The sequence below is a fragment of the Rhodococcus tukisamuensis NBRC 100609 genome (genome assembly GCF_001894985.1).
In the GTDB taxonomy this organism is placed as follows: Bacteria; Actinomycetota; Actinomycetes; order Mycobacteriales; family Mycobacteriaceae; genus Rhodococcus_G; species Rhodococcus_G tukisamuensis.
Map to the genome: position 1 here is coordinate 1 of NZ_BCXG01000013.1, position 16282 is coordinate 16282.

15 protein-coding genes are annotated in these 16282 nt (G+C 71.2%); 3 read left to right on the top strand and 12 right to left on the bottom strand.

The window, feature by feature from the left end; translation table 11 throughout:
* Window positions 1–115: 115 nt before the first annotated feature.
* Both tyrS and RT2_RS14805 read right to left on the bottom strand, forming a co-directional pair.
* Window positions 116–1390, bottom strand: coding sequence for a tyrosine--tRNA ligase (tyrS, locus tag RT2_RS14800; protein WP_072845677.1), 1275 nt, complete (start codon window positions 1388–1390; stop codon window positions 116–118).
* Between the two features lie 8 nt (window positions 1391–1398).
* On the bottom strand, window positions 1399–2049 hold the full coding sequence (locus tag RT2_RS14805) for a DNA-3-methyladenine glycosylase (RefSeq protein WP_072845561.1): 651 nt from the start codon (window positions 2047–2049) through the stop codon (window positions 1399–1401).
* Window positions 2050–2157: 108 nt separating this feature from the next.
* Here RT2_RS14805 and RT2_RS14810 point away from each other — a divergent pair, with 108 nt between their 5' ends.
* From RT2_RS14810 to RT2_RS14820, 3 genes are read left to right on the top strand one after another with little or no spacing between them, the layout of a single operon-like run.
* On the top strand, window positions 2158–2958 hold the full coding sequence (locus tag RT2_RS14810; RefSeq protein WP_083577396.1) for an ABC transporter ATP-binding protein: 801 nt from the start codon (window positions 2158–2160) through the stop codon (window positions 2956–2958).
* Window positions 2955–3710 carry an ABC transporter permease gene (locus RT2_RS14815; protein WP_072845562.1) on the top strand — a complete coding sequence of 252 codons (756 nt, stop codon included), beginning with the start codon at window positions 2955–2957 and terminating at the stop codon, window positions 3708–3710. The genes RT2_RS14810 and RT2_RS14815 overlap by 4 nt, the downstream gene beginning before the upstream one ends.
* Window positions 3707–4318: a TetR/AcrR family transcriptional regulator gene (locus RT2_RS14820; protein ID WP_072845679.1), complete on the top strand. Its 612-nt coding sequence runs from the start codon at window positions 3707–3709 to the stop codon at window positions 4316–4318. The genes RT2_RS14815 and RT2_RS14820 overlap by 4 nt, the downstream gene beginning before the upstream one ends.
* 10 nt (window positions 4319–4328) lie before the next feature.
* Here the strand turns inward: RT2_RS14820 and RT2_RS14825 are convergent, their stop codons facing one another.
* The 10 genes from RT2_RS14825 to argC form a co-directional block, all read right to left on the bottom strand.
* Complete coding sequence (locus RT2_RS14825; protein WP_072845563.1) at window positions 4329–4547, bottom strand: Trm112 family protein; 219 nt, start codon at window positions 4545–4547, stop codon at window positions 4329–4331.
* 49 nt (window positions 4548–4596) lie between these two features.
* A complete protein-coding gene (locus RT2_RS14830) occupies window positions 4597–7572 on the bottom strand; it encodes an AMP-binding protein (RefSeq protein WP_072845564.1) in 2976 nt (991 codons plus the stop codon).
* A gap of 65 nt (window positions 7573–7637) precedes the next feature.
* On the bottom strand, window positions 7638–9059 hold the full coding sequence (argH, locus tag RT2_RS14835; protein WP_072845565.1) for an argininosuccinate lyase: 1422 nt from the start codon (window positions 9057–9059) through the stop codon (window positions 7638–7640).
* Between the two features lie 2 nt (window positions 9060–9061).
* A complete protein-coding gene (locus tag RT2_RS14840; protein ID WP_072845566.1) occupies window positions 9062–10261 on the bottom strand; it encodes an argininosuccinate synthase in 1200 nt (399 codons plus the stop codon).
* Window positions 10262–10342: 81 nt separating this feature from the next.
* Window positions 10343–10855 (bottom strand): arginine repressor, encoded by a 513-nt coding sequence (locus RT2_RS14845; RefSeq protein ID WP_072845567.1) that lies wholly within the window; start codon window positions 10853–10855, stop codon window positions 10343–10345.
* Entirely contained in the window at window positions 10852–11850 is a 999-nt protein-coding gene (gene argF, locus RT2_RS14850) for an ornithine carbamoyltransferase (RefSeq protein WP_072845568.1), read from the bottom strand. The genes RT2_RS14845 and argF overlap by 4 nt, the downstream gene beginning before the upstream one ends.
* Entirely contained in the window at window positions 11847–13052 is a 1206-nt protein-coding gene (locus RT2_RS14855; protein WP_072845569.1) for an acetylornithine transaminase, read from the bottom strand. The genes argF and RT2_RS14855 overlap by 4 nt, the downstream gene beginning before the upstream one ends.
* Entirely contained in the window at window positions 13049–13966 is a 918-nt protein-coding gene (gene argB / locus RT2_RS14860) for an acetylglutamate kinase (RefSeq protein ID WP_072845570.1), read from the bottom strand. The genes RT2_RS14855 and argB overlap by 4 nt, the downstream gene beginning before the upstream one ends.
* Window positions 13963–15201, bottom strand: a complete 1239-nt coding sequence (gene argJ, locus RT2_RS14865) for a bifunctional glutamate N-acetyltransferase/amino-acid acetyltransferase ArgJ (RefSeq protein ID WP_072845571.1) — start codon at window positions 15199–15201, stop codon at window positions 13963–13965. Before argJ ends, argB begins: the two co-directional genes overlap by 4 nt.
* A complete protein-coding gene (gene argC, locus RT2_RS14870; protein WP_072845572.1) occupies window positions 15198–16271 on the bottom strand; it encodes an N-acetyl-gamma-glutamyl-phosphate reductase in 1074 nt (357 codons plus the stop codon). Before argC ends, argJ begins: the two co-directional genes overlap by 4 nt.
* Window positions 16272–16282: the final 11 nt, after the last annotated feature.

Sequence of the window (16282 nt, forward strand, 5' to 3'; positions counted from 1 at the left end):
CCCAGGTCACCGCCGGACGAAGCGACATTCCCGCAGGTGAACGCCTCGGCCGGCGCCCGGATGGTGCGAATCCGGACGAATTACGTCGTTGTGACTCGCACCACCCAGGCCGGGGTCAGGTCGGCAGTACCTGGACGCCGGCGAAGTTCCGCTTGCCCCGCCGGATCACCAGCCACTGGCCGTGCAGCAGGTCGGTGGTCTGCGGCTCCCAGTCCTCGGCGTTGATCCGCCCGTTGTTCACCGAGGCCCCGCCCTCCTTGACCGTCCGGCGGGCGGCCCCCTTGCTCTCGCACAGCCCGCTCACGACCAGCAGGTCCACGATCGTGGTCGCGTCGCCCGGACGGACCTGCGCGACCGACGCCTCCCGGAGCGCCGCGGCCAGCGTCGGCTCGTCGAGGTCCGTCAGCTCGGCGCGACCGAACAACGCCTGGCTCGCCAGTTCGACGGCGGCGGTGTTGTGCGCGCCGTGCACCAACGTCGTCATCTCCGCGGCGAGACGCTTCTGCGCGGTCCGGGCCTGCGGACGCTCGGCCGTCTCGGCCTCCAGCTCCGCCAGCTCGGCCTCGTCGAGGAAGGTGAACCAGCGCAGGTACTTGACCACGTCGGCGTCGCCGGTGTTCACGAAGTACTGGTACCAGGCGTACGGGCTGGTCATCTCCGGGTCGAGCCACAGGCTGCCGCCGCCGGTGGACTTGCCGAACTTCTTGCCGTCCGACGAGGTCACCAGGGGAACGGTGAGGGCGTGCACCGACTCGGCGTCGACCCGCCGGTTCAGCTCGACACCGGCGATGATGTTGCCCCACTGGTCGGACCCGCCGACCTGCAGCGTGCAGCCGTGCTCGCGGCGCAGCTGCAGGTAGTCGTTCGCCTGCAGGAGCATGTAGCTGAACTCCGTGTAGGACATGCCGTCGGACTCGAGCCGGCGCTTGACGGTGTCGCGGGCCAGCATCACGTTGACGGAGAAGTGCTTGCCCACGTCGCGGAGGAAGTCGATGGCCGAGAGCTGCCCGGTCCATTTCATGTTGTTCTCGACGATCGCGGCACCCGGGCCGTCGAAGTCGACGAAGCGCTCGAGCTGCGAACGGATCCGCCCCGCCCACTCGGCCACCGTGTCGGCGGAGTTCATCGTGCGCTCCCCCACGTCACGGGGGTCGCCGATCAGACCGGTGGCGCCGCCGGCGAGCACGATCGGCCGGTGCCCCGCCAGCTGGAAGCGCTTGAGCGCCAACAGGGGAACCAGGTGGCCTGCATGCAGGCTGGGCCCGGTCGGGTCGAACCCGGCATAGAGGGTGACCGGACCAGCATCGGCGTCGCGTCGAAGTGCGTCGAGATCGGTCGATTGCGCGATCAGTCCGCGCCAGCTCAGTTCGTCGATAATGTTCGCAGTCACGTGCACGATCATCCCGTATCCGGCGGTGCCGGTGCACGCGGGCTGCGCCGGTAGGCCGAGACCGCGGCCGATCCCGGAAGCCACAACCGCCACGGCCGGTCGGCCGCCCGCGATATCCCGACCCTGGGCCCGGCCGCCGCACCGGCCGCCGGGTCCAGCTCGAGCCGGACCCGGGATCGACCGGTGAGCAACTCGGATCCGTTGTCCGCCAGTGTGATCCCGACGGCCTGCCCCAGGTTCCCCGGTCCCCGGGCCAGGTCCCGCGGCCGCCGGCCGGGCCCCCGCCGCGACCGGACCACGCCCTCCCCCTCAATCACCTCGGCGGCCCGGAGCAGTACCGCTCCCGCAACCCCCTCGCCCGCACAGGTGACGTTCATGCAGAAGTGCAGGCCGTGACTGCGGTAGACGTAGAGTCGGCCAGCCGGCCCGAACATCACCGCGTTGCGAGCGGTCGGTCCCGGGTACGAGTGCGCCGCCGGGTCTGGCCACGGACCCGCCTCGTCGCCGCCGTACGCCTCGACCTCGACGATCCGGACTGTCACCTCCCCGACGCTCAGCCGCGCGCCGAGGACCAGGTGCGCCGCACTCAGCGGGTCCGCTCGGGCCAGTTCGCGCTGGGCCTGCCGCTGCCGGGTGGACTGCCGCGCGGGTTCGCTCACCAGGCGATTGTGCGCTTTCCCGCCCGAGTTCGGACCGTTGACCGCGGGTACCGGACGGCGGTAAATTCATCAGACGATGAGTTCATCGCTCGATGAATTGAGGCGAAGATGACTGGACCGGCCCACGAACGGGCGGCCACCGCCGCTCCCCCTCCCCTCCGACAAACTGCCCCCCAGCCCCCGGCCGACGCCACCATCGACATCCGGAACCTGGTGGTCCGGCGAGGCGGCCGGGAGGTCCTGCGAGACCTGACGCTGCGCGTCGGGCGCGGCACCATCACCGGACTCCTCGGCCCGTCGGGCTGCGGCAAGACCACGCTGATGCGCGCGATCGTCGGCACCCAGATCGTGGCGTCCGGCTCCGTGACCGTCCTCGGGCTGCCCGCCGGCTCGCGTCCCCTGCGCAGCCGCGTCGGGTACGTCACCCAGAACCCCACCGTCTACCTCGACCTGTCGGTCCGCGACAACGTCCGCTACTTCGCCTCGCTGTACGGCCGGTCGGGCCAGGCCGCCGCCGAGGCGATCGAGGCCGTCGGGCTCACCGCGCACACCGACCAGCTGACGCGCGACCTCTCCGGCGGTGAACTCAGCCGGGTGTCGCTGGCCTGCGCGCTGGTCGCGAAGCCGGACCTGCTGGTCCTCGACGAACCGACCGTCGGTCTCGACCCGGTCCTGCGGGCCGAACTGTGGGGACGCTTCGCCGATCTCGCCGCCGACGGCGTGACGCTGCTGGTGTCGAGTCACGTGATGGACGAGGCCGAGCACTGCGGCGAACTGCTGCTCATGCGCGAGGGGCTGCTGCTGGCCCAGCTCACGCCGGCGCAACTGCGCGAGGAGACCCACGAGTCGAGCCTCGAACATGCCTTCCTCAGCCTGATCCGCGCCCATGAATCGGAGGCCGCGCGATGAACGTCGGAATCTACGCGTCGAGCACCGGGCGGATCCTGCGGCAGCTACGGGGCGACCACCGCACCGTCGCGATGATCCTGCTGGTTCCGACGCTGCTGATGGTCCTGCTCTACTTCCTGTACGTGAACGTGCCGCCGACCCCGGGCCAGCCGCCGCTGTTCGACCGGATCGCGATCACCATGCTCGGCATCCTCCCGTTCGTGGTGATGTTCCTGATCACCTCCATCGCGATGCAGCGCGAACGCGGGTCCGGCACCCTCGAACGGCTGCTGACCACCCCGATGGCCAAGCTGGACCTGCTCGGCGGCTACGGCACCGCGTTCTCGCTGGCCGCCGCCGCGCAGGCCGGGCTGGCCTGCCTGGTCACCTTCGGGCTGCTCGGACTCACCATCGCCGGCAGCGTCGGATGGGTGGTGCTGATCGCGGTCGTCGATGCCGTCCTCGGCGTCTCCCTCGGCCTGCTGTGCAGCGCGTTCGCCCGCACCGAGTTCCAGGCGGTGCAGTTCATGCCGGTGGTGGTGATCCCGCAGCTGTTCCTCTGCGGCCTGCTGGTGCCGCGGGACCAGCTGCCGCAGTGGCTCGAATGGATCTCGAACGTGATGCCGCTGAGCTACGCCGTCGACGCGCTGCAGCAGGTGGCGAGGCACCCGGGCGCGACCGCGCTGATGTGGCGCGACCTCGCGGTGGTGGCCGGGTTCGCCGTGGTCGCGCTGTGCCTGGCGGCCGCGACGCTGCGCCGGCGGACGCCGTGACCGGGCCGGCCACCACCGGCACCCGCAGTGGACGACGCCCCGGCAGCCCGGCCACCCGCGACCACATCCTCGCCGTCGCCCGCAGCCGGTTCGCCGAGCAGGGCTTCGACCAGACGTCGGTGCGGTCGATCGCCGCCGCGGCCGAGGTGGACCCGTCCCTGGTCCACCACTACTTCCGGTCCAAGCGCGAGCTGTTCCTGGCCGCCGTCGCGATTCCCGTGGACCCCGAGGTGGTGCTGGCGACCGTGCTCGACGCGCCGACGGACGAACTGGGTGAACGCCTGCTCCGGGTGGTGCTCTCGCTGTGGGACTCGCCGCAGGGCGAGGCGCTGCTCGCCGCGTTCCGCACCGCGCTCACCGGCGAGTCGGTGGGGCTGATCCGCACCTTCATCACGGAGGTGGTGCTCAGTCAGATCGCCGGCCGGGTGGACCAGCCGCCCGGCTCCGCGCCGCTGCGCACCGGGATGGTCGCCACCCAGATGTCCGGGATCGTGCTCTCGCGCTACCTGCTGCGCATCGACCCGATCGCGACGCTGCCTGCCGACCGGCTGGTCGCTCTCGCCGGCCCGGTCCTGCAGCACTACCTGACTGGCGACCTCGACGGCTGAGCGCGCCGCACTACTGCTGCGGCGCCGACTCCGCGCGGGCGAGGAGCGCCAGGTGCTCGTCCTCGGCGACGTCGCGAGCCTCGTCGACCAGCAGCACCGGGATGCCGTCCTCGATCGGGTACGCGCGACGCAGCCGCGGGTTGTAGAGCAGCTCGTCGTCGACCAGCAGGAGCGGGCCCTTGTCCTGCGGGCAGGCCAGGATGCTCAGCAGGGTGGGGTCAAGCGCCACGGAAGATCCCTCTCGTCACCGGAATGTCTCGGCGCCCACGCTACCGTCGCTACCCGGTCAGCGCCGCACTGCCCCGCTCCCGGAGTTTGGTCACCACCGCGCGGGTCAGTCGGCGGTACTTGTCCTGCTCGCTGTCGTAGAACCACGACCGCACACCGGGATTCGGCAGGCCCGTCGCCCGGATCTCGGTGCGGCGCAGCCGGTACGAGTTGCTGATCGGGATCTCGGGCAGGACGTGCACGAGATCGGGTCGCTGCCGTGGCGCCAGGTGCGCGAAGGCGTCCGTCAGGTCCACCGCGGTCAGCGAGGCGTCCGGCAGCAGCCGCACCGCGACCGCCGACAACTCCTCCTCGCCGAGCGGAATCCCGTAGGCCAGCGAGACGTCGACCTGGCCGAGGGCGCCGAGCGCGTCGACGATCGGCTGGTTGAACACCGGCCCGCGCCGCGCCCGGACCACGGTGGACCGGTCGTCCATCAACCAGAAGTCGCCGTCGGCGTCCTGCCGGAACAGGTGCTCGGTGGGCACCCAGGCGTCACCGGCGGCGAACACCCCGCGCTGGGCGCCGTCGAGGGTCTCGCTCGCCGTGGCCTGGCCGAGCAGCAGCCCCACCTCGCCGGGGGCGCACTCGCGGACCAGGCCGCGCTCGTCCTCGAGGTAGGTGCCGGCGATCGGGTCGTAGGCGGCGATCCGGACGGGCGTGCTGCCCGGCAGCCGCCGTCCCTTGGAGCCCGGCTTGGCGCCCGAGACGTTGGCCAGCACCACCGCGCCCTCGGTGGAGGCGTAGAACTCGAGCACCTGCGCCGGCGCAAACCGCTTCATGGTGCGCAGCCACAGCCCGCGCGGCATGCCGGACCCGACGAAGAGCCGGATCGAATGGTTCCCTGCCAGGCCGAAGGCCGGGTTGTCGACCAGTTCGCGCATCATCGTCCAGGTGTAGGCGACGACGGTGACGCCGTACCGGTGCACCTCCGCCTCGAACCGCTCCGGGTCCAGCCCCCGCGACAGCGCGATCCGGGCGCCGCCCGCGATCGCGCCGCCGAGCGTCGCCAGCAGGACCGACGAATGGTAAAGCGGGGCAATGGAGTACACGGTGTCGCCGCGACCGAGGTTGGCCGCGGTGGCGGTGCCGAAGGCGGACAGCGCCCAGCGGTAGTTGGTCACCCGCTTGGCCTCCAGGCGTCCGCCGGACCGGCCGAACAACACGAAGGCCAGCTCGTTCGCACGGCCGGGGTTGGGCTGGTACCACGCGGGCAGGTCCACCTCGTCGGGATCGATCTGCTCGAGGTCGACCGTGCCAGAGTCCGGTTCGGTGTCCAGCAGCCGGGACTCGCCGCCACCGAGCACCAGCACCCGGGCGCCGAGCGACTCGGCCGCGGCCAGGTTGTCGGGGTCGCAGACGACGACCCCGACGCCGCTCAGCTCGGCCGCGGCGACCAGGTCGGCGGTGGGCGGGAGCAGCACGGCGACCGCACCGATCCGCGACAGCGCCGCGATCGCGGTCAGTGCGCTGGGCCGGGTCTCCATCAGCACGCCGATGCGCGCCGCCGGACGCACCCCGCACAGGATCAGCCCCCGCACCACGTTGTCGATCCGGGTGTTGACGGACTCGTTGGTGTACGCCCGGTCGTCGAACAGGAAGCACTCACCCTGCGGAGACTTGGCGCCGGCCTCCTCGAGCAGCCGGCCCAGCGAGATGGTGGTGTGCGTCTGGATCTGCCCGAGCCGGACCAGGCGCGGCAGCGCGCGGGCGGCCTCGACGGACAGCTCGCGGGTGCCCCGAACCGCCTGAGAGGTGACGTCGACGACACCCCTGGTGATGCCGACCCCGACCTCCGCGATGGAGGCGCCGGTGTGCAGGATCCGGTCGCTCACCGAGACGCCGGTCTCGTCGGCGGGCTGCTCGACGCGGGTCATCACCTCGACGGCCTCGGGCCGCGGCCCCGACCCGTCCTGCCAGCGCACCCACTCGCCGGTGGTCGGCCAGGTCTGCGCGGCCGCAAGCGAACCCACGACCAGTCCGAAATGGCCTGCGCGCAAGGTGGACTCGAAGACCTTCGCCTTCGGAGCGGCCTTCCGGATGCCGCGCACGGCCACCGGCTGACCGATGTCGTCGACCTCCCCGACGAAGGCGAGGATGGGGCAGGTCAGCTCCGCCAGCGAAACCGGCCGGTCGCCGATCACGAACCCGCCGGACATCATCCGGTTGTGCACGATGAACTGCTGGAGCAACTCTGCGACGGCCGGACCGGACCAGGCCACCCAGCCCTCGGTGGACAGGAACCGGCGCTGCTGCTCCCGGGGCAGGAGTGCCTCCCGGTCGTGCAACTGACGCAGGAAGTCCAGCCTGGACTTCGCCGTCTTGACCGGATCGAGTAGCTGGAATCCCGTGCGGGCCATCCATCCCGCGATGGAGAGCCGGGTGAACACGTGGTCCGCGAGGAAGTCCGCGGCGCGGGTGGCCAGGCCGGCCGGGATCCCGAGCGGCAGCGCGGCCAGTGTGTCCACCGGTGCGCCGAAGGTGACGAGACTGGCGATGTTCTTGCACCGTCGGTACGCGGCCGCCTGGTAGCAGAACATGCCGCCCTGCGAGTAACCGGACAGGTGCACGTCCCGTCCGGTGTGCTTGTGCACCCGGTCGATGATGTCGCTGATCGCCACGACGTGGTCGGTCAGGGTGCGGTCCCAACCGCCGTCCTCCGTTGCGGGCGAACCGAAGTCGACCACCCAGGGGTCCAGGCCCATGCCGTGCAGGATGCCGACCGCGCCCTGGTCCTGGGTGACGTCGTAGACGTCGGCGGACATCATCATCGGGGGCACGAGCACGATCGGCGGCCGTGCGACGTCGGCGGCCTCGTCGGCGAAGTAGCGGCGCAGCCGGTACATCGGTTCGCGTTCGACGACCCGGAACTCCGACGGCTGGGCTTCGGTCTCGAGGCCACCGAGCCGCATGACCTCGAGACCGTTCTGGGCGGTGGCGACCACCCGCCGCACGGAACCGTTCAGAATCTCCGGATACCAACCCACTGTGCCCCCAATGACTCGACGATCACGCTGGGGTCACTATATTCTGCGCCGCCACGCAGAGCCGATCAATGCGTGAGCCAGCCCCGCAATGTGTCCAGCGACTCACGCACACCGTCGAGCTGCCGTGCGACCTGGACCCCGGCGGTGCCACCGCGAGCGTCCCGCGAGGAGATCGAGCCCTCGACGGTGAGCACCTCCCGCACCCCCGGCGTGAGTGCCGGGTCGACGCCCGCCAGCTCCTCGTCGGTGAGGTCCTCGAGCCCGACCCCGCGCGCCTCCGCGACCCGGACGCACGCGCCGGCCGCCTCGTGCGCGACCCGGAACGGAACGCCTTGGCGCACCATCCATTCCGCGATGTCGGTGGCCAGGGTGAAGCCGGCCGGGGCCAGCTCCGCCATCCGCTCGGTGTGGAACTCGAGGGTGGAGACCAGTCCGGTGATCGCCGGCAGCAGCAGTTCGAGCTGTGCGACCGAGTCGAAGACCGGCTCCTTGTCCTCCTGCAGGTCCCGGTTGTATGCGAGCGGCTGCGCCTTGAGCGTGGCGAGCAGGCCGGTCAGGTTGCCGATCAACCGTCCCGACTTGCCGCGCGTCAGCTCCGAGACGTCGGGATTCTTCTTCTGCGGCATGATCGACGATCCGGTCGACCACGCGTCGGCCAGCGTGATGTACCCGAATTCCGGTGTGCTCCAGATGATCACCTCTTCGGCCATCCGGGACAGGTCGACGCCGATCATGGCGAGCACGAAGGCCGCCTCCGCCGCGAAGTCCCGGGAGGACGTCGCGTCGATCGAGTTGTCCGCCGCCGCGTCGAAGTTCAGCTCCGCGGCGATCGCGTCCGGGTTGAGCCCGAGCGACGAGCCGGCCAGCGCGCCCGACCCGTACGGCGAGACGGCGGCCCGCTTGTCGAAGTCGACGATCCGCTGGACGTCCCGCAGCAGCGGGTGCGCATGTGCGAGCAGGTGGTGCGCCAGCAGCACCGGCTGAGCCGCCTGCAGGTGCGTCTTGCCCGGCATCACCGCGGCCGGATGGGCCGCGGCCTGGGTGGCCAGCGCGTCGACGACGTCGAGCACGCCCGCTGCCACCCGGCGGACTGCGTCGCGCAGCCACATCCGGAACAGCGTGGCCACCTGGTCGTTGCGCGAGCGACCGGCCCGCAGCCGCCCACCCACCTCGGGACCGACGCGGTCGATCAGGCCGCGCTCGAGGGCGCCGTGGACGTCCTCGTCGGACTCGCTCGGGGTGAACGCGCCGCTGGCGACGTCGGCCGCCAGCCGCTCGAGCCCGTCGAGCATCGTCGCCAGGTCGGCCTCACCGAGCAGACCCGCCGAGTGCAGGACCTTCGCGTGCGCCATCGAGGCGCGCGTGTCGTAGGGCGCGAGCACCCAGTCGAAGTGCGTGGACTTGCTCAGCGCCGCCATGGCGGCGGCCGGTCCGGACTCGAACCGGCCGCCCCAGAGGGCACCCTCGTTGGTGCCGTGTTCGGCCATCGTTACAGGCCCAGATCCCGCTTCGCGGCGACCTTGGACGACAGGCCGTGGATGTTGACGAAGCCCTTGGCGTAGGTCTGGTCGAAGGTGTCGCCCTCGTCGTAGGTCGCGAGGTTGAAGTCGTACAGCGACTCCGGGCTGCGGCGGCCGTTGACCGTGATGGCCCCACCGTGCAGGAACAGGCGGATGTCGCCGGTGACCCGCTCCTGCGTCTTGGCGACGAAGGTGTCCAGCGCGTCCTTGAGCGGGGAGAACCAGAGGCCGTCGTAGACCAGCTCGGACCAGCGCTGCTCCATCTGACGCTTGTACCGGCCGAGCTCGCGCTCGAGGGTGACGTGCTCGAGCTCCTGGTGCGCGGTGATGAGCACCATCGCGCCGGGGGCCTCGTAGATCTCGCGGCTCTTGATGCCCACGAGACGGTCCTCGACGACGTCCAGACGGCCGACGCCCTGCGCACCCGCGCGCTTGTTCAGCTCCTGGATGGCCTCGAGCACGGTGACGGGCTTGCCGTCGATCGCGACGGGCTTGCCGGCCTCGAAGCTGATGATCAGCTCGTCGGGGGCGTTCCAGTTGACCGTGGGGTCCTGGGTGTAGTCGTAGACGTCCTTGGTCGGCGCGTTCCACAGGTCTTCCAGGAACCCGGTCTCGACCGCGCGGCCCCACACGTTCTGGTCGATCGAGAACGGCGACTTCTTGGAGACGTTGATCGGGATGTTGTTCTCTTCGGCGAACTTGATCGCCTTCTCGCGGGTCCACGCGTAGTCGCGGACCGGTGCGATGACCTCGAGGTCGGGTGCGAGGGCGCCGAAGCCGACCTCGAAGCGGACCTGGTCGTTGCCCTTGCCGGTGCAGCCGTGCGAGACGACGGTGCCGCCGTGGGCGCGGGCCGCCTCGACGATGTGCTTGACGATCAGCGGACGGCTGATGGCCGACACCAGCGGGTACCGGTCCATGTACAGCGCGTTGGCCTGGATGGTCGGCAGGCAGTACTCGTCCGCGAACTCGTCGCGAGCGTCCACCACGACCGACTCGACGGCACCGCAGTCGAGGGCACGCTGACGCACGACCTCCATGTCCTCGCCGCCCTGGCCGAGATCGATGGCGACGGCGACAACTTCCTTGCCCGTCTCCTTGCCGATCCAGCTGATGGCCACTGAGGTGTCAAGCCCGCCCGAGTAGGCGAGTACGACGCGTTCAGCCATGGTCTTTGTGCTCCTTAAGGTTGGAAAGCCTCGCCAGTACGTGAGGCGAGAGGTTCAGTTGTCGGGCCGTCGATCGGCCCGTCAGGCCAGCTTTTCGATCATGTCGGCGAGCTGCGCACCGGTGCGCGGCTCGCGGGCGATAACAAGAATGGTGTCATCCCCGGCAATGGTTCCCACAACCTCCGGCAGCGAAGCCCGGTCCAGGGCGCTCGCGAGGTAGTGCGCGGCGCCCGGCGGCGTGCGCAGCACGGCCAGGTTTCCGCTGGCGTCGGTGGACACCAGCAGCTCCCCCAGCAGCCGGGCGAGCCGGTCCGTCCCGCCCGAGACGCCGCGCACCGGGCTGCCGTCCTCCGGCACCACGTACACCCCGGCACCGCCGTCGGCGGCCCGCAGCTTCACCGCGCCCAGCTCCTCGAGATCGCGGGAGAGGGTCGCGTTGGACACCTCGATGCCCTCGGCTGCGAGCAGCGCGGCCAGCTCCGGCTGGCTACGCACCTCGTGGGTGGCGAGCAGCGCGGTGATCCGCGACTGCCTGCCCGCCCGGGTGTGGGCGACGGTCTGCGACCGCGCCGACTCGGACCGGGCGGTGGTCACGGCCTCGTCCCGTCACCCTGCACAGTCCCGTCACCCTGCGCAGTCCGGCCGTTCTGCTCGAGCAGCCACACCAGCAGCGCCTTCTGCGCGTGCAGCCGGTTCTCCGCCTCGTCCCACACCGCGCTCTGCGGTCCGTCGATGACCTCGTCGGTGATCTCGTCGCCGCGGTGCGCGGGCAGGCAGTGCAGCACCACCGCACCCGGCGCCGCCTTCGCCAGCAGGGCCGCGTTGATCTGGAACGGCCGGAACGGCCCGACCCGGTCGAGTCCGTCGTTCTCCTGCCCCATCGAGGTCCACGCGTCGGTCACCAGCGCGTCCGCGCCGACCGCGGCCGCCTGCGGGTCGTCGGTGACGGTGACACTGGCACCGGTCTCGGCGGCCCGGGCCCGGGCCGCGTCGAGCACCCACTCGGCGGGCGCGAAGCCCGCGGGCGCCGCGACGGTCACGTGGATGCCGGCGGTGACGCCACCGAGCAGCAGCGAGTGCGCCATGTTGTTGGCGCCGTCACCGAGGTAGGTCAGCCGCAGACCCTTCAGCTCGCCCTTGCGCTCGGCGAGGGTCTGCAGGTCCGCGAGCACCTGGCACGGGTGGAACTCGTCGGAGAGCGCGTTGACGATCGGCACCGTCGCGCCCTCCGCCATCTGCTCGAGCCGGTCCTGGCCGAAGGTGCGCCACACGACCGCGTCGACGTAGCGCGAGAGCACCCGTCCGGTGTCCTGCAGCGTCTCCTCGCGGCCGAGCTGGGTGTTGCGGCCGTCGACGACCACGGCGTGCCCGCCGAGCTGCGCGATGCCCATCTCGAAGGAGAAGCGGGTGCGGGTGGAGTTCTTCTCGAAGATCACCCCGACCCCGCGCGGGCCGGCCAACGGCTGGCGCGTGGTCGGCGCCTTCTTCAGCTCCGCGGCCAGCGCGAGCACCTCGGCCTGCTGGGCCGGGCTCAGGTCGTCGTCCCGCAGGAAGTGCTTGACCGTGCTGGTGCTCTCGGTGGAACTCACTTCGTATCTCCCTGGCTCTGAACTGCGTCGAGGATCCCGGGCAGAGCGGCCACGAAGCCGTCCGCCTGTGCCTCGGTGAGGATTAGCGGCGGCGCCAGCCGCACGACGCCGGGCTGCGCGGCGTTGATCAGGAAGCCCGCGTCTCGCGCCACGTTCTCGACGGCGGGCGCGACATCCGCGGTGAGCACGACGCCGAGCAGCAGCCCCGAACCACGCACGTGGTCCACGAGCGGATGCCCGATGCCCTCGATGCCGTGGATCAGGTGCTTGCCGAGTGCGTCGGCATGGCTGACCAGATCCTGGTCCGCGACGGTCCGCAGCACGGCGAGCGCGGCGGCCGCACTGACCGGGTTGCCGCCGAAGGTGGTGCCGTGCTTGCCGGGACTGAGCAGCTCCGCGGCCGCCCCCGTGGCAATGCAGGCACCGATCGGCAGGCCGCCGCCGAGACCCTTCGCGAGGGTCATCACGTCCGGCACGATGCCGACCGCCTGGTGCGCGTAGAACCAGCCGGTGCGCCCGATCCCGGTCTGCACCTCGTCGAGCACCAGCAACGCACCGCGTTCGGCGGTGATCCGGCGAGCCTCCACCAGGTATCCCTCGGGCGGCACCACGACGCCACCCTCACCCATGATCGGCTCCAGGAACACCGCGGCGGTGTCCTCGTCGACAGCGGCGTCGAGTGCGGCGATGTCGCCGTACGGGACGTGTTCGACGCCGGCCGGCATCGGCTCGAACGGGGCCCGCTTGTCGGGCTGGCCGGTCAGGGCCAGCGCACCCATGGTGCGGCCGTGGAACGCCCGCTCCGCGGCGACGATCTTGCGGCGTCCGGTCAGCCGGGCGATCTTGAACGCGGCCTCGTTGGCCTCGGTGCCGGAGTTGCACAGGAACACCCGGCCGGTGACGCTGCCGCCCTCACCGGCACCGAGGTGCGCCAGCAACTGCTCGGCGAGCGCGATCCCCGGCTCGGTGGCGTACAGGTTCGAGGTGTGGCCGAGGGTGGACAGCTGGGCCGTCACGGCGTCGACGATCGCCGGGTGCGCGTGCCCGAGGATGTTGACCGCGATCCCGCCGAGCAGGTCCAGGTACTGCTTGCCGTTGGCGTCGGTGACCACCGCGCCCTCGCCGCGGACCAACGCCACCCGCGGCACCCCGTAGGTGTTCATCAGCGCGTGGGACCAGCGCTGCTGCAGCGGTTCTGTCATGACTGTCCTTCGAGGTTCTGGGTGGTGGGTGCGGGGGTGACCATGGTGCCGATGCCGGTGCCGGTGAGCAGTTCGAGCAGTACCGAGTGCGCGACGCGACCGTCGATCACGTGCGCGGAGGGGACGCCGCCGTGCACCGCGCGCAGGCAGGCCTCCATCTTCGGGACCATGCCCGCGTCGAGGCTCGGCAGCAGCTTTTCCAGTGTGGCGGAGTCGATCTCGCTGGCCAGCGACGACCGGTCCGGCCAGTCGGTGTACAGGCCCTCGACGTCGGTGAGCATCACCAGTCGCTCGGCGCCGATCGCCTCCGCGAGCGCGGCGGCGGCGGTGTCGGCGTTGATGTTGTGCACCACGCCGTCGGCGTCGGGGGCGATGGTGGAGACCACCGGGATGCGCCCCGCGGCGATCAGGTCGAGCACCGCGTCGGGGTTGACGGTGGTGACGTCGCCGACGAGGCCGATGTCGGTGGCCTGGCCGTCGACCTGGACGGTGCGGCGGGTCGCGGTGAACAGGTGCGCGTCCTCGCCGGAGATCCCGACCGCGTACGGGCCGTGTGCGTTGATCAGCCCGACCAGTTCACGGCCGACCTGCCCGAAGAGCACCATCCGGACCACGTCCATGACTTCCGGTGTGGTGACCCGGAATCCGCCCCGGAACTCGCCCTCCATGCCCAGACGCGTCAGCATGGCGTTGATCTGCGGGCCGCCGCCGTGCACGACGACCGGGTGCATGCCGACCGTGCGCAGGAACGCCATGTCCGCCGCGAACGCGCTCTTGAGCTCGTCGTCGACCATCGCGTTGCCGCCGTACTTGACCACGACGATCTTGCCGTGGAAACGCTGCAGCCAGGGCAGCGCCTCGGCGAGCACCTGCGCGCGGGCGGTGTCGTCAAGATGCTCGACGCCGGCACTCATGACGAGTACGCCGAGTTCTCTTCGACGTACGCGTGCGAGAGGTCGGTGGTGCGGATGGAGACCTCCGCGTCACCGACGCCGAGCTCGATGCGCAGCGCGATGTCGATCCCGGACAGGTCCACCTCGCGGGCGCCGGGCGCGCCGACCCCGTCGATGCACACCGGGTTCCCGTTGAAGGACACCGAGATCCGGTCCGGGTCGAGTTCGATCGGGGCGATGCCGACGGCGGCCAGCACCCGGCCCCAGTTGGGGTCGGAGCCGAACAGCGCGGTCTTGACCAGGCTGTCGCGGGCGACGGTGCGGGCGCCGATCAGCGCGTCCTGCTCGGAGGCCGCACCGGCGACGGTGACCGTGACCCGCTTGGTGACGCCCTCGGCGTCGGCCATCAACTGGTCCGCGAGGTCGTCGCAGACCGCGAGGACGGCAGCGTTGAGATCCTCCTGCGACGGCGTGATCTCACTGGCGCCCGAGGCGAGCAGCAGCACGGTGTCGTTGGTGGAGGTGGCGCCGTCGACGTCGAGGCGGTCGAAGGACATCCGGGTCGCGTTGCGCAGGGCCTCGTCGAGCTGCTCGGCGGTCGCGATGGCGTCGGTGGTGATGACGCAGAGCATGGTGGCCAGAGCGGGCGCGAGCATGCCGGCACCCTTGGCCATGCCGCCGACGTTCCACTTGCCGTCGTGGTGCAGGGCCGCCTGCTTGGGGACGGTGTCGGTGGTCATGATCGCGTACGCGGCGTCGGTGCCGCCGGAGATGCCGCCGGCCAGCTCGTGCACGATCTCGGTGACGCCGGCGAGCAGCGTGTCCATCGGCAGCCGGTCGCCGATCAGCCCGGTCGAGCACACCGCGACCTCGACGGCGCCGGTCTCCGTGCCCCAGTCACTGAGCGTGGCGGCGACGTGCTCGGCGGTCTTGTGGGTGTCCTGGAACCCGGGGGCTCCGGTGCAGGCGTTGGCGCCGCCGGAGTTGAGGACCACGGCGCGGACCCGGCCGGTGCTCAGCACCTGCTGCGACCACAGCACCGGGGCGGCCTTGACCTTGTTGGTGGTGAACACGCCCGCCGCGGCGGTGTCCGGGCCCTCGTTGAACACCAGGGCCAGGTCGGGGCGGCCGCTGACCTTGATGCCGGCGGCGATGCCGGCCCCACGGAACCCGGCGGGCGCGGTGACGCCCTGGGTGCGGACGAGCTGTCCGCCCGCGACGGGGACGGAGTCGGGGATGACGGGCACGGCGTTCACGGGGCAACTCCCACGGTCGAGAGACCTGCGGTCTCGGGCAGGCCAAGGGCCAGGTTCATGGACTGGACGGCACCGCCGGCGGTGCCCTTGGTGAGGTTGTCGATGGCGCAGATCACGACGAGCAGGCCGGCGGCCTCGTCGACGGTGAGGCCGATCTGGGCGGCGTTCGAGCCGATCACCGCGCCGGTCTGCGGAAACTTGTTGTGCGGCAGCACATGTACGAACGGCTCGTCGGCGTAGGCCTTCTCGTACACCTCGCGGGCCCGCTGCTCGTCGACCGTCGTGGCGGCGGTGCAGGTGGCGAGGATCCCGCGCGGCATCGGTGCCAGCACCGGGGTGAACGAGACCGCCACCGTGGCGTCGGTGAGCGCGGAGAGGTTCTGGGTGATCTCGGGGGTGTGCCGGTGCACGCCGCCGACGCCGTACGCCCGCGCCGACCCCATCACCTCCGAGCCGAGCAGGTCGGCCTTGGGCGCGCGGCCCGCGCCGGAGGTGCCGCTGACCGCGACCACGTTGACCCGGGGCTCGACGATCCCCGCCGCCACCGCGGGCGCCAGCGCCAGGCTGGCCGCGGTCGGGTAGCAGCCGGGGACCGCGATCCGGGTGGCCCCGGTCAGCTTCTCCCGGTGGCCCGGCAGTTCCGGCAGCCCGTACGGCCAGGTCCCCGCGTGCTCGCTGTTGTAGTAGCGCTCCCACTCGGCGGCGCTGCTCAGCCGGAAGTCGGCGCCGCAGTCGATGATCACGGTGTCCTGGGACAGCTGGGTGGCGATAGCGGCCGAGTTGCCGTGCGGCAGACCGAGGAACACCACGTCGTGGCCGTCCAGTCGGTCGATGTCGGTGGGCTCGAGGACGCGGTCGGCCAGCGGCAGCAGATGCGGGTGATGCTCGCCGAGAGTGCTGCCGGCGTTGCCGCCCGCGGTGAGCGCGCCGATCGTCAGCCTGCCGTCGAGGTAGGCGGGGTGCCCCAGCAGCAGCCGGAGGATTTCACCGCCCGCGTACCCGCTCGCCCCTGCGATCGCGACCCGGATCGGCGCGGACGCCGTGCCTGAGGAACCTGCAGAAATCACCATACGATTGATTA